The sequence below is a fragment of the Xenophilus azovorans DSM 13620 genome, assembly GCF_000745855.1.
Lineage (GTDB): Bacteria > Pseudomonadota > Gammaproteobacteria > Burkholderiales > Burkholderiaceae_C > Xenophilus > Xenophilus azovorans.
This window is the reverse complement of the sequence record NZ_JQKD01000004.1, coordinates 141,537-166,231: the sequence shown is the minus strand read 5'-3', so window position 1 is coordinate 166,231 and position 24,695 is coordinate 141,537. Positions and strand designations below refer to the sequence as shown.

Annotated in this window: 23 protein-coding genes; 4 read left to right on the top strand and 19 right to left on the bottom strand. The window is 69.7% G+C overall.

Annotated elements, in window-relative coordinates:
- Nucleotides 1-38 precede the first annotated feature (38 nt).
- Genes Q392_RS02180 through Q392_RS02150 form a run of 7 tightly spaced genes read right to left on the bottom strand, consistent with a single transcriptional unit; the run spans nucleotide 39 to nucleotide 6,767 of the window.
- Nucleotides 39-1,226 (bottom strand): acyl-CoA dehydrogenase family protein, encoded by a 1,188-nt coding sequence (locus Q392_RS02180; RefSeq protein ID WP_051952798.1) that lies wholly within the window; start codon nucleotides 1,224-1,226, stop codon nucleotides 39-41.
- Nucleotides 1,226-1,696, bottom strand: coding sequence for a MaoC family dehydratase (locus tag Q392_RS02175; protein WP_038200752.1), 471 nt, complete (start codon nucleotides 1,694-1,696; stop codon nucleotides 1,226-1,228). The genes Q392_RS02180 and Q392_RS02175 overlap by 1 nt, the downstream gene beginning before the upstream one ends.
- A 25-nt stretch (nucleotides 1,697-1,721) precedes the next feature.
- The gene (locus Q392_RS02170) at nucleotides 1,722-2,531 is read right to left on the bottom strand and encodes an NUDIX hydrolase (protein ID WP_064262163.1); all 810 of its coding nucleotides are present in this window, start codon (nucleotides 2,529-2,531) and stop codon (nucleotides 1,722-1,724) included.
- 14 nt (nucleotides 2,532-2,545) lie between these two features.
- Nucleotides 2,546-3,688 carry an acyl-CoA dehydrogenase family protein gene (locus Q392_RS02165; RefSeq protein WP_038200751.1) on the bottom strand — a complete coding sequence of 381 codons (1,143 nt, stop codon included), beginning with the start codon at nucleotides 3,686-3,688 and terminating at the stop codon, nucleotides 2,546-2,548.
- 7 nt (nucleotides 3,689-3,695) lie between these two features.
- On the bottom strand, nucleotides 3,696-5,138 hold the full coding sequence (locus Q392_RS02160; RefSeq protein ID WP_051952718.1) for an MmgE/PrpD family protein: 1,443 nt from the start codon (nucleotides 5,136-5,138) through the stop codon (nucleotides 3,696-3,698).
- Nucleotide 5,139: 1 nt separating this feature from the next.
- The gene (locus tag Q392_RS02155; RefSeq protein WP_038200750.1) at nucleotides 5,140-5,901 is read right to left on the bottom strand and encodes an enoyl-CoA hydratase-related protein; all 762 of its coding nucleotides are present in this window, start codon (nucleotides 5,899-5,901) and stop codon (nucleotides 5,140-5,142) included.
- A complete protein-coding gene (locus Q392_RS02150) occupies nucleotides 5,898-6,767 on the bottom strand; it encodes an IclR family transcriptional regulator (RefSeq protein WP_057598124.1) in 870 nt (289 codons plus the stop codon). Before Q392_RS02150 ends, Q392_RS02155 begins: the two co-directional genes overlap by 4 nt.
- A gap of 165 nt (nucleotides 6,768-6,932) precedes the next feature.
- Here Q392_RS02150 and Q392_RS02145 point away from each other — a divergent pair, with 165 nt between their 5' ends.
- The 4 genes from Q392_RS02145 to Q392_RS32600 all read left to right on the top strand — a co-directional run bounded on the left by Q392_RS02145 (nucleotide 6,933) and on the right by Q392_RS32600 (nucleotide 11,283).
- Nucleotides 6,933-8,945 carry an acetoacetate--CoA ligase gene (locus Q392_RS02145; protein WP_038200749.1) on the top strand — a complete coding sequence of 671 codons (2,013 nt, stop codon included), beginning with the start codon at nucleotides 6,933-6,935 and terminating at the stop codon, nucleotides 8,943-8,945.
- Nucleotides 8,946-9,011: 66 nt separating this feature from the next.
- Nucleotides 9,012-9,905, top strand: a complete 894-nt coding sequence (locus Q392_RS02140; RefSeq protein WP_342665579.1) for a tripartite tricarboxylate transporter substrate binding protein — start codon at nucleotides 9,012-9,014, stop codon at nucleotides 9,903-9,905.
- Between the two features lie 39 nt (nucleotides 9,906-9,944).
- Nucleotides 9,945-10,727, top strand: a complete 783-nt coding sequence (locus Q392_RS02135) for an enoyl-CoA hydratase-related protein (RefSeq protein WP_038200748.1) — start codon at nucleotides 9,945-9,947, stop codon at nucleotides 10,725-10,727.
- A gap of 412 nt (nucleotides 10,728-11,139) precedes the next feature.
- Nucleotides 11,140-11,283 carry a hypothetical protein gene (locus Q392_RS32600; protein WP_157007720.1) on the top strand — a complete coding sequence of 48 codons (144 nt, stop codon included), beginning with the start codon at nucleotides 11,140-11,142 and terminating at the stop codon, nucleotides 11,281-11,283.
- A 62-nt stretch (nucleotides 11,284-11,345) separates the two neighbouring features.
- On the opposite strand, the gene Q392_RS02130 is transcribed toward Q392_RS32600, so the two are convergent.
- The 12 genes from Q392_RS02130 to Q392_RS02075 all read right to left on the bottom strand — a co-directional run bounded on the left by Q392_RS02130 (nucleotide 11,346) and on the right by Q392_RS02075 (nucleotide 24,692).
- Nucleotides 11,346-11,822 (bottom strand): MaoC/PaaZ C-terminal domain-containing protein, encoded by a 477-nt coding sequence (locus Q392_RS02130; RefSeq protein ID WP_038200747.1) that lies wholly within the window; start codon nucleotides 11,820-11,822, stop codon nucleotides 11,346-11,348.
- A gap of 4 nt (nucleotides 11,823-11,826) precedes the next feature.
- Nucleotides 11,827-13,353 (bottom strand): class I adenylate-forming enzyme family protein, encoded by a 1,527-nt coding sequence (locus tag Q392_RS02125; RefSeq protein ID WP_051952714.1) that lies wholly within the window; start codon nucleotides 13,351-13,353, stop codon nucleotides 11,827-11,829.
- A gap of 23 nt (nucleotides 13,354-13,376) precedes the next feature.
- Nucleotides 13,377-14,129, bottom strand: a complete 753-nt coding sequence (gene fabG / locus Q392_RS02120) for a 3-oxoacyl-ACP reductase FabG (protein ID WP_038200746.1) — start codon at nucleotides 14,127-14,129, stop codon at nucleotides 13,377-13,379.
- A 34-nt stretch (nucleotides 14,130-14,163) separates the two neighbouring features.
- Entirely contained in the window at nucleotides 14,164-15,270 is a 1,107-nt protein-coding gene (locus Q392_RS02115) for a CaiB/BaiF CoA transferase family protein (RefSeq protein ID WP_038200745.1), read from the bottom strand.
- 31 nt (nucleotides 15,271-15,301) lie between these two features.
- Complete coding sequence (locus tag Q392_RS02110) at nucleotides 15,302-16,183, bottom strand: ABC transporter ATP-binding protein (protein ID WP_412179559.1); 882 nt, start codon at nucleotides 16,181-16,183, stop codon at nucleotides 15,302-15,304.
- 13 nt (nucleotides 16,184-16,196) lie between these two features.
- On the bottom strand, nucleotides 16,197-17,423 hold the full coding sequence (locus Q392_RS02105) for an ABC transporter substrate-binding protein (protein WP_038200896.1): 1,227 nt from the start codon (nucleotides 17,421-17,423) through the stop codon (nucleotides 16,197-16,199).
- A 53-nt stretch (nucleotides 17,424-17,476) separates the two neighbouring features.
- Nucleotides 17,477-18,529 carry a branched-chain amino acid ABC transporter permease gene (locus tag Q392_RS02100; RefSeq protein ID WP_038200744.1) on the bottom strand — a complete coding sequence of 351 codons (1,053 nt, stop codon included), beginning with the start codon at nucleotides 18,527-18,529 and terminating at the stop codon, nucleotides 17,477-17,479.
- Nucleotides 18,530-18,544: 15 nt separating this feature from the next.
- Nucleotides 18,545-19,432: a branched-chain amino acid ABC transporter permease gene (locus Q392_RS02095; protein WP_171023932.1), complete on the bottom strand. Its 888-nt coding sequence runs from the start codon at nucleotides 19,430-19,432 to the stop codon at nucleotides 18,545-18,547.
- The gene (locus Q392_RS02090; RefSeq protein ID WP_038200893.1) at nucleotides 19,429-21,360 is read right to left on the bottom strand and encodes an AMP-dependent synthetase/ligase; all 1,932 of its coding nucleotides are present in this window, start codon (nucleotides 21,358-21,360) and stop codon (nucleotides 19,429-19,431) included. The genes Q392_RS02095 and Q392_RS02090 overlap by 4 nt, the downstream gene beginning before the upstream one ends.
- Nucleotides 21,361-21,446: 86 nt before the next feature.
- A complete protein-coding gene (locus Q392_RS02085; protein WP_051952712.1) occupies nucleotides 21,447-22,256 on the bottom strand; it encodes an ABC transporter ATP-binding protein in 810 nt (269 codons plus the stop codon).
- On the bottom strand, nucleotides 22,243-23,403 hold the full coding sequence (locus Q392_RS02080) for an acyl-CoA dehydrogenase family protein (protein WP_038200742.1): 1,161 nt from the start codon (nucleotides 23,401-23,403) through the stop codon (nucleotides 22,243-22,245). The genes Q392_RS02085 and Q392_RS02080 overlap by 14 nt, the downstream gene beginning before the upstream one ends.
- Before the next feature lie 38 nt (nucleotides 23,404-23,441).
- Nucleotides 23,442-24,692, bottom strand: a complete 1,251-nt coding sequence (locus Q392_RS02075) for a thiolase family protein (RefSeq protein ID WP_275576951.1) — start codon at nucleotides 24,690-24,692, stop codon at nucleotides 23,442-23,444.
- Nucleotides 24,693-24,695 lie beyond the last annotated feature (3 nt).

The window sequence follows — 24,695 nt, the reverse complement described above, 5'->3', positions numbered from 1 at the left end:
CATTGGGGGGAAGGGTCCGCGGCCGATGGCCGCGCCCATCAGCGCCTCACCTTTCCCAGCAGGCTGTCGCCGATGATGTTGCGCTGGATCTGGTTGGTGCCCTCGATGATCTGCAGCACCTTGGCGTCGCGGAAGTAGCGGTTGATCGGCACGTCGGCTGAGATGCCCGCGGCGCCGAACAGCTGCACCGCGTCGGTGGCCACGCGCATCGCGGTGTCGGTGGCGAAGCACTTGGCCATGGCCGCCACCGGGGCCAGGGCGGTGCCGGTCAGGCCCGCGTCCACCGCTGCGGCGGCGCTGTACACCAGCTGACGCGCGGCCTCGGTTTGCGTGGCCATGTCCGCCAGCATCCAGCGGATGCCCTGGTACTCGCTCACCGCACGGCCCCAGGTGACGCGGCCCTGCACGAACTCGATGGCGAGATCGACCGCGCCCTGCGCCAGGCCCACGCCGCGCGCGCCGATCAGCGGCCGGCTCTTGTTGAAGGCTTCCATCACTGCCTTGAAGCCGCGCCCGTCATCGCCAATTCGGTTGGCCTCGGGAACGAAGACCTCGTCGAGGAAGAGGGGGCACGAAGGCACACCGCGCGCGCCCATCTTGTCCTCGTGGCGCCCGACCGTGAAGCCCTTGCTGCCCCGCTCGACGATGAACAGGTTGATGGCGCCCGTGGTGTCGGCCTCGCCGGTCTTGGCGGCGACGAGCACGAAGTCGGCCACCGGCGAGTTGGTGCACCAGATCTTCGAGCCGCTGATGCGGTAGCCTCCTTCGCAGCGGCGCGCGCGCGTCCGAATGCCGGCCACGTCGGAGCCGCTTTGCGGCTCGGTGGTGGAAAAGGCACCGCGCAACTGACCGGCGGCCAGCGGCCCGAGCAGGCGTTGCTTCTGCTGCTCAGTGCCGGCGGCGAGGATGGCGCCGAAGGGTACCCACTGCACGACCAGCAGGTACGCGGTGTTGTAGCAGACGCGCGCCAGCTCCTCGATGGCCACCGCGGCCGACAGCATGCTGCCGGTGCCGCCGTACTCGGCCGGGAACGGGATCGCGAACAGCCCGGCCTCGCGCAGCAGCTCGAACATGTCCTGCGGGTACTCGGCCGTGCGGTCGATGGCGTCGGCGCGCGGCGCCACACGCTCGCGCGCCAGCCGGCGCACCATCTGACGGATCTGGCGCTGCTCTTCGCCGAGGGCGAAGGCCGGCGCGTTGCTCGTGCCGGCGCCGAGCACCGTCATCACGCGGCCGCCTCGCTGCGGCACTTGATCATGCGCAGCGGCGTGTAGGTGATCGCCACCGTGCCGTCCTGCTTGACGATTCGGTTGCGCGTGCGCACGAGGCCGCGGCCCGGGCGGCTCTTGCTGCGCCGTGCTTCGATCACCTCGCACTCCACGTACAGCGTGTCGCCGGCGAACACCGGGCTGTGGACCTTGAAGTCCATCTCCAGGAACGCGTAGCCCGTGTGCTGCATCGTGGCGTGCACGAGCAGCCCTTCGGCGAAGGTGTAGGCCAGCGCACCGGGGGCCACGCGGCCCTTGATGTCGGACTCGGTGCGCAGGAACTCCAGGTCGGTGAACAGCACCTCGGTCATGCCGGTGCACGAGCAGAAGTTGACGATGTCCGCCTCGGTGACGGTGCGCCCGACGGTGCGGAACTGCCGGCCGAGCGGCAGGTCCTCGAAGTGCAGGCCGATGCCCAGGGTCTCCATGTGTTCTGCCTCGCTTGGTTCGGGTTCAGCGTGCGACCAGGTCCATCAACGCCGCCGACAGCGCCGGATAGCCGCTGTCGGCCGGAAGCACCGGGATGCGCCGCCCGTCGGTGTGCAAGCCCAGTGTGGGCTGGATGCGCTGCACCGGGCGCGCCTTTGCGGCGGCCAGGGCCTGGGCGGCATTGGCGCTGTTGCCGAGCAGCGCCAGGTTGCACAGGGTCGGGAAGATGATGACGCGGCGCCGTTCCGCGCAGTCGCGCAGCGCGTCGTGGGGATGGATCCAGAACGAGTCCACCGCCTCGCGGCCGTCGTGCGCGGCCACCTGGCCGGGCGGCGCCTCGGCGATGTAGAAGTAGGTGTCGAAGCGCTTGGGAGAAATCTCTGGCGTCACCCAGTGCGCGAACGGCTGCAGCAGGTCGAGCGCCAGTTCGAGGCCCTCGCTGTGCACCATGTCGACGAAGGCCTCGGCCGACGCGGCAATGCGCTCGTGCCAGCGCTGCCACAGATCCCCGAGCGCCGCGGCGTCGAGCAGCCGCCCGTAGCGGCGCGCCAGCAGCAGGCCGCTCTCCTCGAAGGCCTCGCGCACGGCGGCGATGCGCAGCACGAGGTCGTCCTCGACGAAGTGCACGCCCGATGGGACATGCTGGCGCAGCAGCGCGGCACGGTCGGCCGCGTCCACCTTGCCGCCCGGGAACACCGCCGCGCCGCGGGCAAAGTCGATCTCGTGGTGACGCACGACCATGAGGGCCTCGAGGCCCTGCGGCCCATCGCGCACCAGCACCACCGTGGCAGCCGCCAGCGCCTGCACACTCGGAGGAGCCACGGGGTCTGCCATGGAGGCTCCTTGCTTCAGACGCGCAGTTCCTGGGCGATGATCGTGCGCTGGATCTGCGAGGTACCGCCACCGATGGTGGCCTGCATGCCCTCGCGGAAGTAGCGCTCGACGTCGGCTTCGGGCGTTGTGCCCAGGCCGCCGAAGATCTGCACCGCCTGGCGGCTCACGGTCTGCAGCGTCTCCGACGCGAACAGCTTGGCCATCGCCACCTCCTTGCGGCAGGGCAGGCCCCGCGCCGCCAGGTCGGCAGCCCGGTAGGTGAGCAGTCGCGCCGCGTCGGTCTGCGTCTGCATGTCGGCCAGCATGTGGCGGATGACCTGGAAGTCGAAGATGGGCTTGCCGAATTGCACGCGCTGCTTGGCGTAGGCCAGCGCATCGTCCACCGCGCCCTGGGCGTTACCGACGTAGCTGGCCGCCACTGCCACGCGCTCGAGCGCCAGGTGTTCGCCGGCGATGATCTTGAAGCCCTCGCCCGGGGCGCCCAGCATGTTGGACGCCGGGACGCGCACGTTGTCGAGGAAGATTTCGGTGGTCACGACCGAGCGGCGCGCCAGGGTCTGCAGCGGCCGGATCGTGAGGCCCGGCAGCTCGTTCGGAACGATGAAGACGCTCAGACCGTCGCGCTTGTCGGGGGTCTGCGCGGTGCGCACCAGCATCAGGATCACGGCGCCGCGGTTGGCCGCGCCGCTGCACCACAGCTTCTGGCCGTTGAGCACGTAGTGATCGCCGTCTGCTTCAGCGCGTGTCTGCACGTTGGCCACGTCGGAGCCCGCGCCGGGCTCCGACATCGAGATCGGGAAGCGCACTTCGCCGCGCATGAAGGGCTGCAGGAAACGCTGCTTCTGATCCTCGGTGCCGTGCAGCGAGAAGTTCATCGCGGTGAAGATGCCGCCGGCGATGGCCACCGAGAAGTCCACGCCGTAGGCCGACAGCGCCTCGCACATCAGCGCGTAGGAGAACACGTCGCCGCCATCTCCGCCGTCGGCCTCCGGTACCAGCAGGCGGTGAAAACCGAGTTGGGCCGCCTTCTCGTAGGCCTCGTAGGGGAAGGCGCGGTCCATGTCGCACTTGCGCACGTACTCGCGGCCGACGTCGCGGTCGAGCCAGCGGCGGACCGAGTCCTTCCAGGCCTGGCGCTCTTCGTCGAGGAAGTTCATCGCTGCCTCAGTGCCGGGCTGCGTCGAAGGGCACGCCGGCGAGCAGCCCGGCCAGCGGCGACAGGTCGGGCAGTTCGTCGAGGCGGTCCACCAACCCGAGCAGCTCCTCGCACGCCTCGGTGCTTACCACCGGCGCCGCCATCGAGCGGAACTTGCACTCCAGCCGCGCGCGCTGTGCACGCAGGTCCGAGGCCGGCACACCGGCGTCGTGGCGCTGGCGCAGCGTGGCGCCAGCGCTCGTCTTGATTACCACTTCGGTCTTGGTCAGCTCGGCGCAATCGGCGTGCAGCTCCACGCGCACGCGGTCACGCAAGCACTGCAGATCGGGGTCGGCAGTCTGCTCGTCCGAATAGCTCGCCAACGAAGCCGTATCCACGCCGGCAATCGCCATCGCGACCGTGTGGCGCAGGCTGAACTTGGCTTCGAGGCCGCTGCGGGGATCGGCGATGTTGCACACCCCGTCGCTGACGGCGGACGCGTGCACGATGACGCTCATCACATCGTCGGCACAGAGCTCGTGGCGCTCGGCCAGTTGGCGTGCGGCCTCGATGGCCGCATGCGTTCCATAACAGGCGGCGTGGTACTTGAACAGGTTCTGGCGCAGGTAGAGCCCGCATGCAGGGTCGCGCAAGGCCGCATCGGGATGGAAGTCGGGGCCATGCGTCGATGCGAAGCCCTGGCTGGCTTCGATCGCGTCCACGCGACTGGTGAAGCCGCGCGCCGCCAGCTGCGCGGCCAGCAGCCCGTCGGCACTCGCCTTGCCAGCGTGCAAGGGCTTGCACATCGTGCCGAACATCGACTTCAGGCCCGCCGCCTCGGTGGCCGCAATGCCCAACGCCACCGCGGTGTCGTCGGCGCGCAGGCCGAGCAGGTGCGCGCAGGCGGCCGCGGCGCCGAAGGTGCCGAGCGTGGCGGTAGCATGGAACCCCGCCGCGTAGTGGCCTGGCGAGACGGCCGCGCCGATGCGGCACAGCGTTTCGTAGCCGGCGACGAAGGCGGCCATGAACTCCGGCCCGCTGGCGCCGCGCGCCTCCGCCAGGGCCAGCAGCGGCGGCACCAGCACCACGCTCGGGTGGCCGCTGAAGCTCATGTTGACGTCGTCGAAGTCGAGCGCGTGCGAAGCAGCGCCGTTGACCAGGGCCGCCTGCCGGCAACTGGTCGCGAAGCCCTGGCCGACGACCGTGGCCTGCGCGTGCCCGCCCTGTTCGCGCGCCTCTTCGGCGAGCATGCGCGTCAGCGGTTCGTTGGCGCCGGCCAGGCACACCGCGATCCAGTCGAGCACGCACTGGCGCACGAGCTCGCGCACGTCGGCGTCCAGCGCCTCGTGCCGCCACGCGGCGGCGCGCTCCGCCAGCGCGGCGGTGAGGCAGGGCGCGCTGCCGACGCGGCCGACGGCCATGGGGGCTCGTGCCAGCGGCGAGAGGGGCGAGTAGGAGGTGTTCGCAATCATGTCAACGTCCTTTCCACTGCGGCTTGCGCTTCTCGCGGAAGGCGCGCGGCCCTTCCAGCGCGTCTTCGCTGAGATACACGGCGTCGAAGGCCCGCCAGGACGCGCGCAGTGCCGCCGTGCGGCCCATCTCGGTGGCCATGCGCACCATTTCCTTGGCGCCGCGCACCGTGAGCGGCGCGTTCACGAGGATGCGTGCGGCCAGCTCCCTGGCGCCTTGCAGGGCTTGCCCCGGTGGCGTGACCCGATTGACGTAGCCGAGCTCGTAGGCGCGCTGGGCCGACAACGGGTCGCAGGTCATCGCCACTTCCATCAGAATGCGCTGCGGCAGCATGTGGATCACCGGTGAAGCCCAGGGCATGCCGCGGCCCACGCGGCCTTCGGTGATGGCGAACTTGGCCGTTTCGTCGGCCACGCACAGGTCACACATCTGCGCCAGCAGCCAGCCGCCGGCAAAGGCGTAGCCCTGTACGGCCGCGATCACCGGCTTGGTGACCTCGATGGTCTCGCCAAGCACGGGCATGAAATTGCGCGGCGGGATGCGCAGCGCGGTGTCGGCGGCTTCGACCAGGTCCATGCCGGCGCAGAAGGTGTCGCCTGCACCGGTCAGGATCGCGATCTGCGCCGACTCGTCGGCCTCGAAGCGCGGCCAGACCTCGAACATGGCCTGGCGCACGGCGCGGTTGATCGCGTTCTTGCGCTCGGGGCGGTTGATGGTGATGACGGCGATGCCGTCGCTGACTTCGTAGAGGAGTTCGTTGCTCATGCGGTTTCGCGCGTCTTTCCAGGAGCGGGTGAATGCCGGCCCGCGTAGCCCAGCGCCTTGGACAGCCCGGCCGCGGCTTCCTGCGCCGCGGCCGTGAGCCGCTGGGCGGCGGCGCGGCCACGGTCGAGCGGCGCAGCCACGATGATGGCGGCGTCGACGCGGCCGTCGTGCTCGAACACCGGGGCTGCGAAGCCGGCGACGTCCGACGTCACCTCGCCGAGCGTCGAGCCCCAGCCCTGCTCGCGCGTGCGCTTGATCACGCGGGCGAGCTGCCGCTGGTCGGTCAGGGTCTTGGCAGTCAGCGGACGCAGCTCGACCGTCCGCAGGTATTCGGCCAGCCAGGCCGGATCCTGGTGCGCCAGCAGCACCCGACCGGCGGACGTGGCGTACAGGGGCCGCGTGGTGCCCACGGGCACCGAATAGCGCACCAGCTGTTGGCTTTCGGCGACCTCGACGTAGGTCAGCGTCCGGGCGGACCTGTCGATCACCGCCAACACCACCGTCTCGCCCGACCTCGCTTGCGCCGCGTGCAGGAAAGGCACTGCCATCGCCGCCAGCGAGCGCGCCGATACCAGGGCGGCACCGAGCACGAAGGACTGCGGGCCGAGCCGATGCATCACACCGTCGCGTTGCACATAGCCCTCGCTGAGCAGCCCGCGCAGCAGCACGTGCACGCTGGTCTTCGGTGCGCCGAGCATCGGGTGCAGCTGCGCGAGCGTGAGGCCGGCAGGCTGGGCTGCCAGCAGTCGAAGCAGGGTCAGCACTCGCGACAGCGACATCGGTGCCGCGTCGGCCCGCGCTGGCGCATCGGCCAGCGCGGCCGCCGATGCGTCGAGCGGCACAGCCCGCGATTCCAGTGTCTCCATGGGTGTTCTGATATCGGAACGAGTGTTCGGGTGAGCGACCACGTTAACAAGCCCGGTCCGACGCGTCAACGGATCGAGCCTCCGTGGTGACCCTAGGGTCGGCAAGAATCAAACTAACAGTTGTTCGAGTAACATGGGACCCATGCAATCTGCTGGTGCGGCAGCATGACCGTCGATGACGACACTTCCTTGATCTGGCAGCCCGCTGCCGAGCGCTCGGCAGCGGCCCGCATCACCGCTTTCCAGGGTTGGCTCGCGCGCGAGAAGGGCCTGCGTTTTGCCGACTACGAGGCGCTCTGGCGCTGGTCGGTCGGCGACATCGACGCGTTCTGGGGTGCACTGGTCGAGTACTTCGACCTGCCACTGGAGGGAGAGCGGACACCGGCGCTGGCCGAGCGCTCGATGCCCGGGGCGCGCTGGTTTCCGAACACGCGCACGAACTACGTGAACCAGATCTTCCGCCAGCGCAGCAGCGAGCGTCCGGCGCTGATGTTCCGCAACGAAGCCGGCGCGAGAGACGAAGTCTCTTGGGAGCGTCTGGAATGCGAAACGGCCGCGCTCGCCCAGTGGCTGCGCGAGCAAGGTGTGCGCCCGGGCGATCGCGTGGCGGCCTACCTGCCGAACATCCCTCAGGCGGTGACCGCCTTCCTGGCCGCGGCAAGCGTCGGCGCCGTGTGGTCGCTGTGCTCGCCCGAGATGGGGACGGCTGCGGTGGTCGACCGCTTCCGCCAAATCGAGCCCAAGGTGCTGATCGCCGTCGACGGCTACCGCTGGAGCGGCCGCGCGCACGACCGGCGCGAGATCGTCGCCAGTCTGCTGCAGGCGTTGCCGAGCGTGGAGCGGCTTGTGCTCGTGCCTTACCTGGATGCAGCCGCCGACGCGCAGGCCTGGCTGCGCGGCGTGGCCTGGGCCGAGACGATCGCGCGCGCCACGCCGCTGCGGGTGGAGGCGCTGGCCTTCGACCATCCGCTGTGGGTGGTGTACTCCTCAGGCACCACCGGCCTGCCCAAGGCCATCGTGCACGGCCACGGCGGCATCCTGATCGAGCACGTCAAGACGATGGCGCTGCACAACGACGTGCTGCCCGGCGACCGCTTCCACTGGTACACCACCACCGGCTGGGTGATGTGGAACCTCAACGTTGCCGCGCTGCTGGTCGGCGCGGTGATGTGCATCTACGACGGCAACCCGGCCTGGCCCGACTACGGAACGCTGTGGCGCTTCTGCGGCGAGATGAACCTCGACTTCTTCGGCGCCGGTGCGGCGTTCTTCTCGATGTGCGAGAAGAACGGCATCGAACCGCGCCAGCTCGCGGCGCTGGGCCGGCTGCGCACCATCGGCTCCACCGGCTCGCCGCTGGCGCCGCAGAGCTACCGCTGGGTGTACGAGCAGGTGCGCCGCGACGTGTGGCTGACGCCGATGTCCGGCGGCACCGACTTCGCCGGCGCCTTCGTCGGCGGCGTGCCGACGCTGCCGGTGTACGAGGGCGAAATGCAGGCGCGCTGCCTCGGCGCCGACGTGCAGGCCTGGGACGAGGCCGGGCGCGAGTTGGTCGACGAGGTGGGCGAGCTCGTCTGCGTGGCGCCGATCCCGTCGATGCCGCTGTACCTGTGGAACGACTCCGGCGGCAAGCGCCTGCAAGAGACCTACTTCGACGTCTACCCCGGCGTGTGGCGTCATGGCGACTGGCTGCGCATCACGCCGCGCGGCGGCGCCGTCATCTACGGCCGCAGCGACGCCACCATCAACCGACACGGCGTGCGCATGGGCACCAGCGAGCTGTACCGCGTGGTGGAGGCGATGCCCGAGGTGACGGACAGCCTGGTCGTCGACCTCGAGTACCTCGGGCGCGAGAGCTGGATGTCGCTGTTCGTGACGCTGCGGCCGGGCTGCGCGCTCGAGCCGGGGCTGGTGGACCGCATCAAGGGCGCGATTCGCGGGCAGCTGTCGGCTCGCCATGTGCCCGACGACGTGATCGAGGCGCCGGAGATCCCGCGCACGCTTACCGGCAAGAAGCTGGAGGTGCCGCTGAAGAAGCTGTTGCTGGGCCAGCCGGCGGAGAAGGTGGCCCATCGCGACGCGATGGCCAACCCGGCGAGCCTCGACTGGTTCATCGATTTCGCGCGGCAACGTGCCGCCGTCACCGCGAAGGAGCGAGCGCCATGCGCAGACGGATGATCCTCATGGCCGCCGGTACCATGCTCGCCCTGGCGATGCCGCACGCGGGCTGGGCGCAAACGCGTTATCCGGACAAGCCGGTGCGCATCATCGTGCCGTCGACCCCGGCCGGCGTGCTCGACAACGTGGCGCGCGCTGGCGCTGCGCCTGGCCGACCGGCTCGGGCAGCCGATCGTCATCGACAACAAGGGCGGTGCCGGCGGCAACATCGGCGCCGAGGCGGCGGCGCGCTCGCCAGCCGACGGCTACACGCTGTTCATCGGCTTCAACGCCACGCACGGCGCCAACCTGGCGCTGTTCGGCAAGCTCGCCTACGACCCGGTGGCCGACTTCGCGCCCATCAGCCTGCTCGCAGCGGTGCCCAACGTCATCTCGGTGCACCCGGCGGTGCCGGTGAACAGCCTCGCCGAACTGGTGGCGCTGGCCAAGTCGCAGCCGGGCAAGCTGAGCTACGCCTCGTCGGGCAATGGCACCTCCACGCACCTGGCGGCCGAACTCTTCAAGGCCACCGCGGGCATCGACATGCTGCATATCCCGTACAAGGGCAGTGCGCCGGCGGTGGGCGATGTCATCGCCGGCCAGGTGCCGGTGCTGGTGGACAGCGTGTCGTCGTCGACGGCGCACGTCAAGGCCGGCAAGCTCAAGGCGCTGGCGGCGACGAGCCTGAAGCGGCTCGCGGTGCTGCCCGAACTGCCCACGGTGGCCGAGTCCGGTTATGCGGGCTTCCAGTCGACCGCCTGGGTCGGGCTGCTGGCGCCTGCGGGCACGCCGCGGCCGGTGATCGAGCGCCTGCACACGGCGGTGCTGGACGTGATGGCACTGCCCGAAACGCGCGAGCGCCTGGCCGCCTTCGGCGGCGAGGTCACCACCTCCACGCCCGAGGAGTTCGCAGCGCACATCCGTTCGGAGATGGCGCGCCTGGGCAAGGTGGTGCGCGACGCCAATATCAAGGTCAACTGAACCGAGCTTCCCTTCAACCGCTACAGGAGATTTACGAGCATGTCGGACAAAGAGGTCTATCTCGAGGTCAAGGACTACGTCGCCACCATCACCATCAACCGGCCCAAGCAGCTCAACGCCTTCACCGGCGACAACATCGTCGAGATGCAGCGGCTACTGGATGTCGCGGCCAATGACCGCAAGGTCGGCGTGATCGTGCTCACCGGCACCGGTGACCGCGCGTTCTGCGTCGGCGGCGACGTCAACTGGGAGAAGGGCAGCGGCGGCAAGAGCGGGCTGGAGGACCTGAACTTCACGTTCAATCGCCAGATCGTCGAGTGCCCCAAGCCAGTGATCGCGCGCGTCAGCGGCTACGCTATCGGCGGCGGCCACCACATCGCCTACTTCTGCGACCTCACCGTGGCAGCCGACCACTCCATCTTCGGCCAGAACGGGCCGCGCGTCGGCTCGCCGGCGGGTGGCTACATCGTTTCGCACGCGGCCAACGTGCTCGGCCATAAGCGCGCCCGCGAGCTGTGGATGCTGTGCCGTCGCTACACGGCCCAGCAGGCGCTCGACTGGGGTTTGGCGAACTCGGTTGTTCCCAAGGAAAAGCTCGACGACGAGGTGCGCAAGTTCGCCGACGAACTGCTGGCGCTGAGCCCCACCTGCCTGCGCATCCTCAAAAGGTCCTTCTATCACCACATGGCGCCGATCATGCAGCGCGACATGAAGGAGCTGATCGAGGAGGTTGCGCCGAACTACTTCGAGACCGGCGAGCAGTTGGAAGGCGCTACCGCCTTTCTCGAAAAGCGCAAGCCGGACTTCTCGCGCTTTCGTTGAGGGCGGGCAAGGTTTAACCTTCCTCCGTGTGCGATACGGCGACGAGAGTGCTGCACGGGGCGTGCGTCAACGGCGACGCGCCGACCGATCTCCTCGGCCGCGTTGCAATGGGCCAGATGCACCTGGACGCGAATGCCGCCGCTGCGAAGTTGCGCCTAAACTTCGTCCAGAACGCGCTGAACCTCGTCGCGTTTGAGCGCCGTCGAGCCTGACGACGCCCCATCCTTGGACAGCGATTCGCCCCGCGGGGCGCTACGATGGTCGGCAGGTGGGCCGCTGCCACGGCAGCGCGTGCTAGCTCGGGGGTGATCGGGGTCAACCTGCTATGGATCGCGCTGGAGCGGTGGCTGATGCTCCACATCGACACCTACACGGCGCACAGGACGCTGCCAATGGCACGACCGTCAAGCCGTTGCGCGGCTTGACGGGCCTGCTGGCACAGAGCGACGCCACCACGGCGCTGTGGCAGTCAGGGGCGGCGAACTACCTCGGCAGCGTGTTCGCCGCGCAGGGCTCCGGGGTGGCCACCGCGACCCCTTCTTGCTGGTCGGGCTGACCTTCACGCTGGCGCTGCTGTCGGCACTGCTGATGGCCCGTCGTGCGACGAGGCGTTGAGCTTCACACCGGGCGGCGGCGCACGAGCAGCTTCCAGGTCCCTTCGACGACCACCTCGCCGCGCTGGTTCAGCGCTTGGCGGCGGAAGGCCACCACGCCGCGGTCGGGCTTCGATGTCTCGTTCTTCGCCGCCACTTCCACGCGCACGCGCAGCGTGTCGCCGATGAAGATGGGCTTCGGAAAGCGGCACTGGATGTCGAGCAACCCCATCAGGCTGGGCTCCAGCTGCTGGTTGAGCAGCATGCGCGTGACCAGCCCCGACATCAGCGCCAGCACCAGCAGCCCGTGCGCGATGCGCTGGCCGTAGGGCGTGCCGGCTGCATACTCGGCGTCGACGTGCAGGCGGTTGAAGTCGGCCGACAGGCCCGCGAAGTTGACGACATCGGCCTCGGTCATCGTGCGCGTCGGGCTGTCGAAGGCGGCACCGACCTCCAGGTCTTCGAAGAAGCAGGGCTCTGGCCCCACGCTCGACAGCTGCATGAAGCTACTCCGGTTGCGCCGCGGGCAGCGCGAGCACCTGCTCGACGAGTTGCGCCTTGAGCACGCGGCCGGTCAGGTTCTTCGGCACCTCGGGCATGAAGACGACGCGGCGAGGTTTCTTGTAGGCGGCCAGCCGGGCGGCGGCGAAGGCGGCCAGTTCGTCCGCCGCGGGCGCGGCACCGGGGAGCGGCACGACCACGGCGCAGATCAGCTCGGTCAGCCGCTCGTCGGGCAGTCCGATGCAGTGCACCTCGGCCACGGCGGGGTGCTGCTGCAGCACCTGTTCGATCTCGGAGGCGTAGATGTTGATGCCACCGCTCTTGATGATGTCGCGCTTGCGGCCGACGAAGTGCAGCAGCCCGTCGGCGTCGATGCGGCCGAGGTCGCCGACGGTGAGGTAGTCGCCGCGGCGCGTGCTTTGGGTGAGTTCTTCGTCCTCGAAGTAGCCGTCGTACTGCGAGTCGCTGCGGCAGCAGATCTCGCCCACCTCGCCGGGCGCCACCTCGTGGCCGTCGTCGCCCAGCAGTTTCAGGTCGACGCCGAAGAACGGCCGGCCGACGCAGTTGCCTTCCAGGTGGCGGCTGACGTCGGCACCGTCGAGGTTGGCATAGGGTCCGACCTCGGTGGAGGCGGCGTAGATGTTGAGCACCCCTTCGCCCAGGCGCTCGAGCAGCCGGCGCTTGAGCGTGCCCGACAGCGTGCCCGCACCCGACTGGATGACGCGCAGGCTCGACAGGTCGGCATCGCGCCAGCGCGGCTGATCGACCATCGCCTGCAGCATCGCCGGCAGCAGCATGGTGGATGTGATGCGCTCGCGCTCGATCGCCTCGATCGCCGCGCCGGCGTCGAAGTGTTCGAGCAGCGTGACGCTGGCGCCCAGGTACAACGGCAGCAGCGTGTACACGCAGCCGGCACTCAGGCACAACGGCAGGGCGGCCAAGGTACGGTCGTCGATGCCGAAGCCCTGCGCGATGGCGCGCTGCTCGAAACCGAAGCGAGAGCGTAAAGCGCCCTTCGGCCGGCCCGTGGTGCCCGAGGTGTGCAGCATGATCGTGCTGCCCTCGCGGCCTTGGGGCGGGGCTGGCGCGGCGGACTGCAGGAGTTCTTCCCAGCGCCAGGCGCCCGCGGGCGCGTCATGCGGGAAGTCGGCAAACACGATCGGCTGCCACGCGGCATCGGCCAGCGCCCCGGCGCGCTCGGCGAAGCCCGAGCCGAGCAGCACGAAGCGCGCGTGCGCGGCCGCGATGCCGTGGCGCAGGTCGTGGTCCGCGAGGCGGTAGTTCAGCGGCGCCGGCACGGCGCCGATGCCGGTCAGCGCGAAGTAGGCCACCAGCAAATCGGGATGGTTGTACGACAGCATCGGCACCTTCTCGCCCGGTGCGATGCCCAGCGCCGCCAGCGCTGCCGCGGCGCGCTCGGCGCGCGCCAGCAGCTCGGGGTAGCGCCAGGCCTGCTCTCCAAATCGCAGCGCCTCGCGGTGCGGCAGGCGGCGTGCGTTCAGGCGCAGCGCATGCAGCAGCGGCATGCCCATCGTGTCGGCTCCTTCAGGTGCGTTCAGGTGGCGTAGCGTCCGCCCGTCACGTGCAGCGTGGCGCCGGTGATGTACCCCGCCGCTTCGCTGGCGAGGAAGCACACGGCGGCGGCGATGTCGCGCGGCACGCCTAGGCGACCGATGGGCGTGCGGGCGAGCGCGTTGTCGCGGATCTTCGCGTAGTGCGGCAGCTTGCGCACGCCGTCGGTCTCGATGAAGCCCGGCGCGATGGTATTGACGGTGATGCCGTCGCGGCCGAGCTCGAGCGCCAGCGCCGCCGAAAAGCCCAGGATGCCGGCCTTGGCCGCCGAGTAGTTGGCCTGGCCGGGGTTGCCCAGGTGCGCGCGGGAGGAGATGTTGACGACGCGCCCCCACTTCGCTGCGGCCATCAGCGGCGCCACGGCCTGGGTGCAGAGAAACGCGCCCTTGAGCACGGTGTCGACCACCGCATCCCAGTCCGCTTCGCTGAGGCGGGTGATGCGGGCATCGCGCGCGAAGCCGGCGTTGTTGACGAGCACGTGCACGCCACCGAAGGCGGCCACCGCGGCCTGCGCCAGGCGCTCGACATCGGCTTGGCGCGTCACGTCGGCCGCCACGGCGATGGCCCGGTGGCCTGCGCCTTGCAGCGCCGCGCAGTGCGCCGCGGCGGCGTCGCCGTTGATGTCGGTGACGACGATGCATGCACCTTCTTCCGCCAGCGCCAGCGCCGTCTCGGCGCCGATGCCGCGCGCCGAGCCGGTGACGATGGCGACCCGGTCCTTCAGACCCAGCTGCATGTCGCGCCCCTCGGTCGCATGGCTGCTAGCACGCTCAAGCCAGCAACTCGTCGTCGTGCTCGCCGATGAAGGGCGCCGGCCCCGGCCGCGCCGCCGGCGTGCGGCTGAAGCGCGGCGCCGGCGAAGGCTGCACCACGCCTTCGCTTTCGAAGAAGGTGGCCCGCGCAGCGTTGTGCGGGTGCGCGGCTGCTTCGACGGTGGTGAGCACCGGGGCGAAGCAGACGTCGGTGTTCTCGAACAGCGCGCACCAGTGCGCTGCCGGCTGCGTGCGGAACAAGGCGGCGAGCCTGGCCTTCAACGCCGGCCAGGCCGCCGGGTCGCGCTGGCGCGCAAACTCGGGGTCCTTGTCGAGACTGAGCTTTTGCAGCAGCAGCGCATAGAACTGCGGCTCGAGCGAGCCGATCGAGACCCAGCGGCCGTCGGCGCATTCGTAGGTGTCGTAGAAGTGCGAGCCGCCGTCGAGCAGGTTGGTCTGCCGCTCGTCGCGCCACAGGCCCAGCGCGCGCAGCTCGCAGACGATCGAGGTGAGCAGCGCGGCACCGTCGAGCACCGCCGCGTCCACCACCTGACCCTTGCCCGAGGTGCGCGCCTCGAGCACCGCGCAAACGATGCCGAACGCCAGCATCATGCCGCCGCCGCCCAGGTCGCCGATCATTGCCGCCGGCGCCACCGGCCCGCCTTCCTTGCGGCCGATGGTCGCCAGCGCGCCCGACAGCGCGATGTAGTTGATGTCGTGGCCGGCGGCCTGCGCCAGCGGGCCGTCCTGCCCCCAGCCTGTCATGCGCCCGATGACGAGCTTCGGGTTGCGCGCCAGCAGCACGTCGGGCCCGAGGCCGAGGCGCTCCAGCACTCCGGGGCGGTAGCCCTCGATCACCGCGTCGGCGCCGTCGATCATCGCCAGCACCTTGTCGCGGTGGGCCGGGTCCTTCAGGTCCACCGCCACCGAGCGCCGGCCGCGGTGCAGCACGCTGCGCCGGCCCGAGGCCAGGAAGCCGGGCGCGCCGCGGTCCTTACCCTTGTCCGCCTTCCGATCCAGGCGGATCACTTCGGCGCCCATGTCCGACAGCATCATGGCGCAGAAGGGGCCGGGGCCGATGCCGCCGAACTCGATGACCTTCAAACCCTGCAGCGGACCCGGCATGCCTTGCCTCTCCATCGACGATGTGTCGGATTCAACCCAGCCAGCGCTTGCGCCGCCGGTAGTGCTTGACCTCGCGGAAGCTCTTGCGCCCGCCCTCGCGGTCCAGGCCGAGGTAGAACTCGCGCACGTCCTCGTTGGCGCGCAATTCGTCGGCGCGGCCCTCGAGCACGATGCGCCCGCCTTCCATCACGTAGCCGTAGTCGGCGATCTCCAGCGCGACGCGCGTGTTCTGCTCGACGATCAGCAGCGCCAGCCCCTGCGCGCGCAACCGGTGCAGCACCGCGAAGACCTCCTCGATCATGCGCGGCGCCAGGCCCAGCGAGGGCTCGTCGATCAGCATCAGCTTGGGCTCGGCCATGATGGCGCGGCCGATCACCAGCATCTGCTGCTCGCCGCCCGACAGGTAGCCGGCGGTGCGCGTGCGCAGATCGGCCAGGCGCGGGATGGCGTGGTACACGCCGTCGAGCGCGCGGCGCATCTGCGCGGCACGCGGGAACATGTGGCCACCGATGATCAGGTTCTGCTCCACCGTCATGTGCGGCAGCACGCGCCGGCCCTCCATCACGTGCACCAGGCCGCCGCGCACGACGCTGGCCGTTTCGTGGCCGTGGATGGGGAGGCCGCGAAAGGCGATGCTGCCGCCCGAGACGCGTCCGTCGTCGGACTCGATGACACCCGAGATGGCCTTCAGCGTGGTGCTCTTGCCGGCGCCGTTGGCGCCCAGCAGCGCCACGCAGCCCCCCGGCGCGACCTGCAGCGACACGCCCTTGAGCGCCAGGATCACCTCGGCATACAGCACCTCGACGTTGAGCAGCGCCAGCAGCGGCGCTCCTGCGGCGCCCACCGCCGGGCCCGCGCCAGTGGCGCCCGGGGTCTCGCTGCGCCGCGCCTCGCCCACGGCGGACTCGCTCACATCGGCCACCGGCTCACCACTTCGGGATCGCGGGCACCGGGGCGTCGGCGGCCACGCGGACGACCTTGCCGTCCTTCATCGTGGCGACGTTCACCTTCGCCGTCCCGGTGGGGAATGGGTTCTCCGGGTTGAAGTCCACGCCGGGCAGAATGCCCATCAGCTCGGCGCCGCTGAAGGCGGTGCCCAGCAGCACCGCATGCACGGCCTCGCCAGTGACGCCGGCGGCGCCCTTGGCCTTGGCCGCCGCCTCGACCGAGCGGACGGCGACGATGGCCTGCCCCAGGCCGAGCATCGTCATCGAGTTCCAGTTCGACTTCAGGCCGTACTTCGTCTGCAGCATCGCAAAGAACTTGCGCGCCGGCGTGTCGTCCTCGCTTGCGTCGGCGATCGCGCCGACCTCGAAGTCGCCGGCGAAGCCGTTGGGGTTGCCCAGCGCCTTGGACGAACCGAGCAAGCCGTTGTGCAGCGACAACATGATCGGGATGTTCTTGCCCAGCGCCTGCAGCGCACGCTTGGTGGCCACGGCCTGCGCGGTATTGGTCTGGATGACGATGACGTCGGTGCCGGCGTTGGCCAGGCGCCGCACCTGCAGCGTCAGGTCGGCGGGCTGCACCTCGGTCCAGATGGCCTCGACGAAGGTGGCCTTTTCCGGGTTGGCCTTGGCGTAGGCCTGCAGGCCCTTGGCCATGTCGGCGTAGGCCGGCGTGGCCTCCGAGGTGATGATGGCCACCTTGACCGGTCGCTTGCCCTCGAGCCTGGCAGTGCGGAACCACTCGAGGAAGCCGGCCGCCTCGTGCGGGTAGGTCGGGCGCACGTTCAGCGCCCACTGCCCGGGCTTCCAGCCGAAGCCGTAGGCGGCAGTGCCGAACAACATCGGCACCTTGTCCTCGGGCAGGCGCTGCTGCAGCGCCGCGGCGTCGGGCCCGCCCAGGCCGAGCACGATTGCCGGCTTCAGCTCGGCCTTGATGCCCGGCCACAGGCTCGCGGTCTGGGCCACGTCGTAGCGGGTGTCGTAGGTCTTGATGGCGATGCGCACGCCCATCTTCTCGCCGACCTCCTTGTTCCACCAGTCGACCACGGCGTTGCGCCCGCCCTGCATGTCGTTCATGACGTTGGCGTAGGGCCCGGCGAAATCGGCGAGGGCGGCGATGTTGACGGTGGTCTGCGCCGAGGCCGCCGAGCCGAGCGCAAGGCCGGTGGCGAGCACGAGGCCGCTGGAGACGAGATGGCGCCGATGCATGAGGATCTCCTCGTGGTTGAAGCGCCGATGTCGGCGCGGGTCGGTGGTCGGGTTCAGTGCGGGAAGGGCCACAAGCGATAGGTGGCCTTGAAGATGTTCCAGCGGTGCATCAGGCCCTTGGGCTCGAGCAGCAGGAAGCCGGTGATCACCAGCCCCAGGAAAACGTTCATGCTGGCGAAGACCAGATCGGTGCTGAGCGCCGGGAAGCGCTCGATCAGGTCGGGTCCGACGCTGGTGATGGTCTCCTGCACGGCGCGGATGACCACGGTGCCGATCAGTGCGCCGACGATCGAGCCGAGCCCGCCGACGATCATCATCGCGATGAACCAGATCGAGTTGAACAGCGTGAACTGGTCGACCGAGACGAAGCGGATCTGGTAGGCCCACAGCGCGCCGCCGATGCCGGCGTAGAAGGCGCCGACGACGAAGGCGCGCGCCTTGGTGCCGGCCACGTCAATGCCCATCATGCCGGCGGCCACGTCGTCGTCGCGCACCGCCTCGAACGCGCGGCCGTGGCGGCTGCGCAGGATGCCGAAGGCGCCGAACACCATCACCGCGGTGGCGGCGAGGAAGAGGTGGTACAGCGCGCGGTCGCTGTCGAACACCAGGGCCCCCAGCCGCGCCGGCTGCAGGCTGAAGCCGTTGACCCCGCCCAACCACGACGAGGGCAGGTTCAGCACCACGAACACGAACAGGAACTGCGCGGCGATGGTGGTCAGTGCCAGGTAGAAGCCCTTGATGCGCGAAGCGGTGAGCCCGAAGGCCCAGCCGGCCGAGGCGGCCAGCACGCCGCCCACCGGCACCGCCACCCAGAACGGCAGGCCGAGCTTGACCTCCATCACGCTGGCGCCGTAGGCGCCCACGCCCATGAAAGCCGCCTGGCCGAGGTTGATCTGCCCGGCGCAGCCGGTGGTGATCTGCAGCCCGACGACGACGATGGCGGTGATGAACATCAGGTTGGCCACCGCCACCAAGCGCGGCGAGGCGAACCAGGGAAACACCAGCAGCGCCGCTGCGAACAGCGCCAGCGCGAGCCACTGCGCGCGCGTGCGCACGAGCGCACTGTCGTGCTCGTAGCGCGTGAAGAAGGTGCCGGAGGGATCCATCGCGGGCAGACTCTTTCAGACCCGCTCGATGCGCTTCCAGCCGAACATCCCGTTGGGACGCACCGCCAGCACGACGAGCATGAAGATGTAGGGCACCACCGACGCGGCGTTGCCGCCGATCAGAGGGTCGATGTAGGCCGAGGTGAGACCCTGCACGACGCCGACGATCAGGCCGGCCAGCAGCAGCCCGCGGATCGACTCCAGCCCCGCGAGCAGGGCCACCGGCAGCGCCGCGAAGCCGATCTCGGACGACAGGAAGGTCAGCGACTTGCCGCTCAGGTAGACGATGGACGAGATCACCGACAGCACGCCGCCCAGTGCCCACGCGAAGGCGATCGAGCGGCGCACGCTGATGCCCATGGACAGCGCGATCTGGTGGTCTTCGGCCACCGCCGACATCGCCAGGCCCGTGCGGCTGCGGTTGAAGAACCAATGCAGGGCGAGCGCGAAGACCACCGCCACCACGCCGGCCGCGGCGAGCGGGCGCGGGATGATCATCTCGCCGACGATCAGCGGCGCGAGCGGGATGAGCGCGGGGAACGCGCGTTCCTGCGGCCCCCAGATCACCAGCACCAGGCCGCGCGTGAGAATGAGCAGGCCGATCGTGACCATGATCATCGAGAACACCGATTCGCCGATCAGGCGGCGGAAGAACAGCCGCTCGATCGCCAGCCCCACCACCACCGCGATGACCAGCGCCGCGGCGATGCCCAGCGCCGGGTGCAGCCCGCGCGAGGCCACCGCCCACCACACGAGGAAGGCGCCGAGCACCAGCATCTCGCCGGTGGCCATGTTGAACACCTTGCTGGCGCGGTAGATGACGACGAAGCCCATCGCCACCAGTGCGTACAGCAGGCCGAGCAGGGCGCCGTTGAGGGCGTAGTTGAGGAACTCGATGATCATGTCGTGCCCGCCGCTGTAATCACATCGGTGCCTGTCACCTTGGCGCGCAGCACGCCCTGTCGGCCGTCCTGGTAGGTGACGGCGATCTGGCAGTCGATGTCGGTGGCGCCGCCGTACAGCCCTTCGATCAGCACGCGATAGCGCTGTTCGAGGAACTCGCGGCGCAGCTTGCGCGTGCGCGTGAGCTCGCCTTCGTCGGCGTCCAGCTCCTTCGGGAAGTTGGCGAAGCGCACGACGCGCGAGCCCTCGGGCAGGAAGGCATTGATGCGCGCGATCTCGTCGCGCACCAGGGCACGGATCTCCCGCCGCTGCGACAGATCGGTGAAGGTGGAGAACGCGATGCGGCGCTCCTCGGCCCAGCGCGAGGCCACGCCCATGTCGATGTTGACCAGCGCGCCCACCCAGGGTCGCGTCGCGTCGCCCAGCACCATCACGTCCTTGATGAAGGGCGAGAAGCGCAGCCGCGTCTCGATGAACTGCGGCGGATACGCGTGTCCTCCGGCGAGCTTGACGAGGTGCTCCACGCGGTCGAGGAAGACGATCTCGCCGCGCTCGGTGGCGCGCACCGCGTCGCCGCTGGCGAACCAGCCGTCGCGGTCGAGCGCGGCGGTCTTCTCTGGCTTTTGCCAGTAGCCGAGGAAACCGGTGCCGCCGCGCAGCAGCAGCTCGCCATTGGCATCGACCCTGGATTCCAGCGCCGCGCCGAAGCCCGGTGCCACCGTCAGCAGCGGCCCCACGGTCTCGAGGTCGTAGCGCTCGCCGCGGTGGCCGGCGATGAGGCCGAACTCCGAGCAGCCGTAGATGTTGCGCAGCGGCACGCCCAGGGCGTGGAACAGGCGGAACACGTCCGGCGCCATCGCGGTGCCGCCCGAGACCGCGATGCGCGAACGCAGGAAGCCGAACTGGTCGCGCACCGCGTGCAGGGTCAGAAGTTCGGCGAGCGGCAGCAGCAGGCGAGCCGACAGCGGCGCGGTGCGCCCTTCGAGACGCGCCACGCGCACCGCATGGCCCACGCGTACGCTCCACCGGTACAGCGCGCGCGGCAGGCGGCTGGCGTGCAGCATGCGCGCCTCGATGGTGGCGGCGATGCTCTCCCACTGCCGCGGCCCGAACAGCACCATGTGCGGCGACAGCTCGCGGATGTTGGGCAGCACCTGATCCGGGCCCTCGGGGAAGTTGACCACCAGCGGCAGCATCAGCCCGAGCGTGACGCCCAGCAGCTGCTCGGTGATCCAGGCCAGCGGCGTGTAAGACAGGTACTCCATGCCGGGTTCCAGCGGCAGCGCGCTGAGCATGCGGCTGGCGTTGTCCACCAGCCAGCGGTGGCTGACCATCACGCCCTTGGGCTTGCTGGTGGTGCCCGAGGTGTAGGTGAGCAGCGCCAGGTCGTCGAAGCGCCCCGCTTCGACGGCCTGCTCGAAGCGCTCTGGGTGGCGCTCGTGCTCCTTGCGGCCGGCGGCGCACAGGGTGTCGAAACCGTGCAGCAGGTCGTGCCGGTACGACCACATGCCGGCGTCGTCCCAGTAGGCGATGCCGCACAGGCCGGGCAGCTTGGCGGCGATGGCCAGTGCCTTGTCGACCTGTTCCTGGTCCTGCGCGAAAATGAATCGGGCCTGCGAGTCTTCGCACAGGTAGAGCAGTTCGTCGGCCGTGGCGTCGGGGTAGATCGACACGGTCTTCGCGCCCAGCGACTGGGCCGCGAACAGCGACCAGAAGTGCTCGGGCTCGTTTTCGCCGACGACGACCGCGGTGTCGCCGCGCTCGAGGCCGAGTGCCGCCGCGCCAAGCGCGAGGGCGCGCACGGTGTCCTGCACCTCGGCCCAGGTGTGGCAGCGCCAGATGCCCTTGCGCTTGACGCGCTGCGCCAGTTGCTGCGGCCGCGTGCGCGCGTGGGCCAGCAGCATCTGCGGAAGCGTCTGAGTCTTCATTGCTGTCGCCGCGACGGCGCCACGGGCCGGCTCGGCCATCGCGGCGCCGCTGCCGGCAGCCTGCTTCAGGCTAACGTCCATTGCGTTCAAGCGGCCGCTCCCAGATAGGCCTGGATCACCGCCGGGTCGGCCTGCACCTGGGCCGGCGTGCCGTCGGCGATCTTGCGCCCGAAGTCGAGCACGGCCACGCGATCGGCGAGGTCCATCACCACACCCATGTCGTGTTCGACCAGCACCACCGGGATGCGGCGCGCCTCGCGCACGTCGATGACGAAGCGGGCGAGGTCTTCCTTCTCCTCGGTGTTCATGCCGGCCATCGGCTCGTCCATCAGCAGCACCTTGGGCTCCATGGCCAGCGCGCGGCCGAGATCGACGCGCTTGCGCAGGCCGTAGCCGAGCGAGCCCACCGGCTGGTGGCGGATGTTCTCGATCTCGAGGAAGTCGACGATGTCCTCGGCCACCTGGCGATGCCGGGCTTCCTCGCGCTGCGTCCACGGGAAGTAGGCAAAGGCCTGCAGCAGGCCGCCGCGCATGTGCGCGTGGCGGCCGATGAGGATGTTGTCCAGCACCGTCATGTGCGGGAACAGGTGCGTGCCCTGGAAGGTGCGCACTACGCCCTGGCGCGCGATCTCGTGCACCGGGCGGCCGAGCAGGTCGCGTCCTTCGTACGCGAGCCGGCCCTGCTGGGGGCGGTAGAAGCCGCTGAGCACGTTCATCAGCGAGCTCTTTCCCGCGCCATTGGGGCCGATCACGGCGAGCATCTCGTCGGCGCGCACCTCGATGCTCACGTCCGACAGCGCCGTGACGCCGCCGAAGCGCAGGGTCACGCCTTCGGCCTTCAGCACCGCGGCCGTCGTGGACGAGGGGGCTGTCGACGTCACGTCAGGAGAAGGCATTGAGACCGGTCAGCGCGCGGCCGATGATCAGCTTCTGGATCTCGGTGGTGCCGTCGGGGATGGTCATCATGCGGGCGTTGCGGAACAGCAGCTCGACGCCGAAGTCCTTGGTGATGCCGTTGCCGCCGTGGATCTGCACCGCCTTGGAGGCGACGTCCACCGCAATTTCCGTGGCATAGCACTTGGCCATGGCACTTTCGACCTCGCTGCGCACACCGTGGTCGATGAGGTTGAAGGCGCGGTAGATCAGGAGACGCGCTGCGTCGAGCTGGATCGCCGAGTCGGCCAGCATGCCCTGGATCAGCTGGTGCTGGCCGATCGGCTTGCCGTGCTGGCGGCGTTCCTTGGCGTAGGCCACGGCCTTGTTCAGCGCCGCCTGCGCGATGCCCACCGAGGTCAGGCCGACCATGGGCCGCGCCTTCTCGAACAGCACCAGCGTGTTCTTCAGGCCGGTGCCGGCCTGGATCATCATGTTGCCGGCCGGCACGCGCACGTTGTCGAAGAAGAGTTGCGCGGTGGAGGTGCTGTTCAGGCCCAGTTTGTCGATGTTGCGGCTCTCGTAGCCGTGCTCCTGGCGGTCGACCAGGATCATCGACAGGCCGCGCGCGCCCTCGTCCGACGTGCGTACGATGACCATGCAGAAATCGGAGTAGTGGCCGTTGGAGATCCAGGTCTTCTCGCCGCTGACGATGAAGTGGTCACCGTCGGCCTTGGCGCGGCAGGTGACCTCGGCGACGTTGCTGCCCACGCCCGGCTCGCTGATGCCGCTGCAGGCGATGATCTCGGCGCGCACCATGCGCGGCAGGTACTTCTGCCGCATCGCGTCGTTGCTGCACACCTCCAGCGAGTAGGCGCCCAACTGCTGGATCAGCAGCGAGATGGCGACGTCGCCCGAGACGCGGGCGAGGTTGTCGTACATCATCGCGTAGGTCAGCCACGGCATGCCCAGGCCGCCGTTCGCTTCCGAGATCAGGCCGTTGCCGCCCATCCCGTAGGGCAGCATCATCTGGAAGATCTCCAGCATGCGCTCCTTCTCGATCAGCTTGTCGGGCTGGTAGCGGCGCACGATGGGCTCGAGCCTGGTGTCGAGGAAGCGGTTGAAGCCCTCGACGGCGAGGCGTTGTTCGTCGGTCGGCAGGAAATTCATGATCGGTCGGCTTGTCGGAGGCTTGTTGCGGCGGGCCGTCAGCGGCCGAGGATGGTGATGGCGCAGACGGCTTCCTCGATGCCGTAGAGGCCGCCGCCGTTCTCGGCCATGGCCAGCCGCGCGCCCTGCACCTGGCGCGCGCCGGCCTCGCCGCGCAGCTGCGTGACCAGCTCGTGCAACTGGCCGATGCCGGTGGCGCCGATCGGATGGCCCTTGGATTCGAGCCCGCCCGAGGTGTTGATCGGGATGCGCCCGCCCACCGTGGTGGCGCCGCTCTCGGCCAGCGCGCCGCCGGCACCGAACTCGCAGAAGCCCAGGTTCTCGGACTGCACGATCTCGCCGATGGCGGTGGCATCGTGCACCTCGGCCACCGAGATGTCCTGCGGGCCGACGCCGGCGCGCTCGTAGGCGAGCCTGGACGCCTTCGCGGTGATGTGCCCGCCCACGTCCTCGGGCTTGCGCGTGGTACCGGTGGCCACCACCGAGGCCAGCACACGCACGGCGCGGCGCCGGTCGGCGAGGCGCGCCAGCGCCGCCTCGGAGCAGACGATGGCGGCGGCGGCGCCGTCGCTGATCGGCGCGCACATCGGCAGGGTCAGCGGGTAGGTGATCGGCGGCGCCGCGAGCACCTGCTCGACGGTGTAGGTGTTGCGGTACTGCGCCAGCGGGTTGTGCGCCGAGTGGCCGTGGTTCTTGGCGGCGACCGCGGCGAACTGCCGCTGCGTGGTGCCGAACTCGCGCATGTGGAAGCGGCCGAATGCGGCGTAGATGTCCATGAACAGGCTGTAAGGCGCCTTCGAGGTGCTGCCGTCGGGCGGCTCGATGCCGCGGCCCATGGCCAGCAGCGTCGTCTTGTTGCCCTCGATGTCCTGCAGGTCCCAGGCCCCGTCGAAGACACTGAACATCTTGGCCTTGTCGGTGCAGAACATCTTCTCGGCGCCGACGGCCAGTGCCACCTCCACCTCGCCCGAACGCACCGCCTGCACTGCCAGGTTGAAGGCTGAGCTGGCGCTGGCGCAGGCGTTCTCCAGGTTGTAGACCGGGATGCCCTCGATACCCAGCGGGCGCAGCGCGATCTGGCCGCGCACCATGGTCTGACCCTCGAGCACGCCCTGCGTGGCATTGGAGAAGTAGGCGGCCTGGATGTCGGCGACGGCCAGCCCGGCATCGGCCAGAGCGGCGGTCACCGCGTCGGCGGTGAGCTGCTTGATGCTGCGGTCGAGGAACTTGCCGGTCGGCGTCATGCCGACGCCGGCGACGTAGGCGGGGGGGAGGGCGGCGGTGCTCACGGG

Coding starts and splice junctions, on each gene's coding strand:
- Q392_RS02180 (WP_051952798.1), bottom strand. CDS start 1,226: ATGACGGTGCTCGGCGCCGGCACGAGCAACGCGCCGGCCTTCGCCCTC.
- Q392_RS02175 (WP_038200752.1), bottom strand. CDS start 1,696: ATGGAGACCCTGGGCATCGGCCTGCACTTCGAGGACCTGCCGCTCGGC.
- Q392_RS02170 (WP_064262163.1), bottom strand. CDS start 2,531: ATGGCAGACCCCGTGGCTCCTCCGAGTGTGCAGGCGCTGGCGGCTGCC.
- Q392_RS02165 (WP_038200751.1), bottom strand. CDS start 3,688: ATGAACTTCCTCGACGAAGAGCGCCAGGCCTGGAAGGACTCGGTCCGC.
- Q392_RS02160 (WP_051952718.1), bottom strand. CDS start 5,138: ATGATTGCGAACACCTCCTACTCGCCCCTCTCGCCGCTGGCACGAGCC.
- Q392_RS02155 (WP_038200750.1), bottom strand. CDS start 5,901: ATGAGCAACGAACTCCTCTACGAAGTCAGCGACGGCATCGCCGTCATC.
- Q392_RS02150 (WP_057598124.1), bottom strand. CDS start 6,767: ATGGAGACACTGGAATCGCGGGCTGTGCCGCTCGACGCATCGGCGGCC.
- Q392_RS02145 (WP_038200749.1), top strand. CDS start 6,933: ATGACCGTCGATGACGACACTTCCTTGATCTGGCAGCCCGCTGCCGAG.
- Q392_RS02135 (WP_038200748.1), top strand. CDS start 9,945: ATGTCGGACAAAGAGGTCTATCTCGAGGTCAAGGACTACGTCGCCACC.
- Q392_RS02130 (WP_038200747.1), bottom strand. CDS start 11,822: ATGCAGCTGTCGAGCGTGGGGCCAGAGCCCTGCTTCTTCGAAGACCTG.
- Q392_RS02125 (WP_051952714.1), bottom strand. CDS start 13,353: ATGGGCATGCCGCTGCTGCATGCGCTGCGCCTGAACGCACGCCGCCTG.
- fabG (WP_038200746.1), bottom strand. CDS start 14,129: ATGCAGCTGGGTCTGAAGGACCGGGTCGCCATCGTCACCGGCTCGGCG.
- Q392_RS02115 (WP_038200745.1), bottom strand. CDS start 15,270: ATGCCGGGTCCGCTGCAGGGTTTGAAGGTCATCGAGTTCGGCGGCATC.
- Q392_RS02105 (WP_038200896.1), bottom strand. CDS start 17,423: ATGCATCGGCGCCATCTCGTCTCCAGCGGCCTCGTGCTCGCCACCGGC.
- Q392_RS02100 (WP_038200744.1), bottom strand. CDS start 18,529: ATGGATCCCTCCGGCACCTTCTTCACGCGCTACGAGCACGACAGTGCG.
- Q392_RS02095 (WP_171023932.1), bottom strand. CDS start 19,432: ATGATCATCGAGTTCCTCAACTACGCCCTCAACGGCGCCCTGCTCGGC.
- Q392_RS02090 (WP_038200893.1), bottom strand. CDS start 21,360: ATGAAGACTCAGACGCTTCCGCAGATGCTGCTGGCCCACGCGCGCACG.
- Q392_RS02085 (WP_051952712.1), bottom strand. CDS start 22,256: ATGCCTTCTCCTGACGTGACGTCGACAGCCCCCTCGTCCACGACGGCC.
- Q392_RS02080 (WP_038200742.1), bottom strand. CDS start 23,403: ATGAATTTCCTGCCGACCGACGAACAACGCCTCGCCGTCGAGGGCTTC.